2 pseudogenes are annotated in these 2,353 nt (G+C 39.4%); both read left to right on the top strand.

Annotated elements, in window-relative coordinates:
• The first annotated feature begins 494 nt into the window (after positions 1-494).
• Positions 495-1,582: pseudogene (locus H5201_RS23345) on the top strand (alpha-amylase family glycosyl hydrolase).
• Between the two features lie 414 nt (positions 1,583-1,996).
• Positions 1,997-2,217, top strand: a pseudogene (locus tag H5201_RS22270) (IS30 family transposase); the annotation flags it as partial.
• Positions 2,218-2,353 lie beyond the last annotated feature (136 nt).

Here is a 2,353-nt window from a genome sequence, read left to right as displayed (position 1 = left end):
CAGCGGCGGAATCAGCGGCGGCATCAGCTACAACATCAGCGATCACATCTACAATAATACATCCGTGGCCTAGATCGATCTGAGGGTTAGCATTGGTATATTGTTTAGGTTCACCGGGTTGAATGCGGCCAGTTAGCATTTCATCAAGTTTAGTGGTACTCATTGTAGGTATTTCCTTTTTTTGTTAAAAAATAAACAGCCAGTAAAGACTAGCAAAGCCCTCAAACAAAATGTATTACACTTGATTACAAATGAATCTCTCAGATAACACAGAGATATATGGTCACTCCGCCAGCGAATTTTTTACTAATAAAGGTAACGGTCCTATGACATAAATCCGGCGTCTAATGTCTATTTCGTTGGAAATTAAAAAGTGGAAAGTAAAAAGGACAGACACATTTTTTTGCAAAAACTACAGTATCAACTACTGTTTTTGCAAAAATCATAGTATCAACCACTGTTATTACACACAGTGCTACTGAAGTTGATATATTATGACTCGCGCAAGAAAAAAGCTTATTGATTTAGCATCGACATCTTATTATCACTTAATCTCACGATGCGTGAGACGTGCATTCTTGTGTGGTGATGATAAATACACAGGTAAAAACTTTGCTCACCGTAGGGAGTGGTTAGTAGAGCGAATTAAGTTATTAAGTAGTGTGTTTGCCATTGAAATTGCTGCCTACGCGATTATGAGCAATCACTATCACCTTGTTGTGAACGTCAATAGGCGTCAAGCACTTGATTGGTCTGATGATGAAGTAATTAACCGCTGGTATCAGCTTTATAACGACCACTTTTTAGTCGACCGCCATTTAAAAGGTGAGCAGTTAGATAAGCCAAGTTTGCTCTTTTTTAATGAGATCATCGCTAATGGCGAGAAAGATTGTATGACATCAGCTGGTATATGAAAAACCTCAATGAGTACATTGCCCGCGAGGCCAATAAAGAAGATAACTGCACGGGTAAGTATTATTCGCTGCCATCCTTGGCGCTCACCCTTCGGGCTGCCTGACGGCATTCAAATTTATTCCTTATAAATTTGAGGGAAGGGCGCATTACTTATAAAGAATAGTCGCAAGCATTATTAGATGAAACCGCAGTGCTCAGTTGCATGGCCTACGTTGATTTGAACTCTATCAGAGCAAACATAGCCGATACGCTTGAAGACCGTGATTTCACCTCAATTCAAGAACGTATAGCGCACTTTAAAGCCTTTACCACAGACACGGTTAAAGCGAATAAGCTTCTCAAACAAAAAGATAATATTCAGCATGAAAGCCAACCAGCACAGCTAAAACCATTTGGCGGCAATCACATTAAACACAGGCTCCCCTTTGCCTTACTGGATTATATTGAATTAGTCGACTGGAGCGGCCGCCACATAGATCCAAAGAAAAAAGGGCATATCAACAAAACTATGCCAAAAGTGCTCCTGACTTTGAATATAGAAGAAGCGCAATGGCTTGAATCAATTCAACGTTTCAGGCAGCAGTACTCAAATTTTGCAGGCAGCAAACAACGGTTAAAGCAGCAAGCCGCCAGCAACGATGTAAAATGGTACAAAGGCGCAGGCTGAACAGTTGCATCTTTATTAGGTTGTTTTAAAAATACACTATTGAACAAAGTGACGGCCTAGCTTTGTTTTTTTTTGCCTAAAATCCTTTCCAAGCACCTCAATTCTAAGCTCTGTAACTAACACTAACAGTATGTGAAAAAATAATTATGCGATTATCCACAACGGGAGAGGTGCTAAATTTTCTGACACAAAATATGTGTCTGTCCTTTTTATTTCCGTTTCTATTTCCTGCAGTCATCTTCATGCGTGTAATTTAGGTTTAATAGGGCTAATGACTTATTTAATAGGTGAAATAAAAATAACCCCGCAATAAAAGATAAATTCTGAACCTGAAAAGTAAATTTAGTGACACAGTTTTATTTGTTCAATTAGAGTGGCTCTCTTATTTAGTTGCTGCTGAAAGGTAAAGGGTTAGGAAAGATAGTCGACGCTGTACCAATAGTGGAAGGTCATCAAATGTTGAAGACAGAGCTGTTCCAGATCACTGGGAGTTGGACTTGAACCAAGGCTCAGAAAACAGCTTTATCGCGACCTTAGTTGAACGACATTCTAGGTATGTAATGCTAGCGAAAGTACCTAGTAATAAAACAAAGCCAGTAATCGAAGCATTGATTAGACAAGCTAATAAGTTGCCAGCACTGCCAAGCTAGTACTTCGTCACACAAATTTTGACTAGTTGAGAGCACCGTAAGCTCTCTCTAGTTTTTCACGTGCTGAATCAACATTAAACATCCAATTTATACTGGCGCCTTCTTTATTTCGGCGCCATTC

Source organism: Pseudoalteromonas sp. SG43-6, assembly GCF_014164365.1.
GTDB lineage: Bacteria > Pseudomonadota > Gammaproteobacteria > Enterobacterales > Alteromonadaceae > Pseudoalteromonas > Pseudoalteromonas rhizosphaerae.
This window is presented reverse-complemented; position numbering and strand designations above follow the sequence as displayed.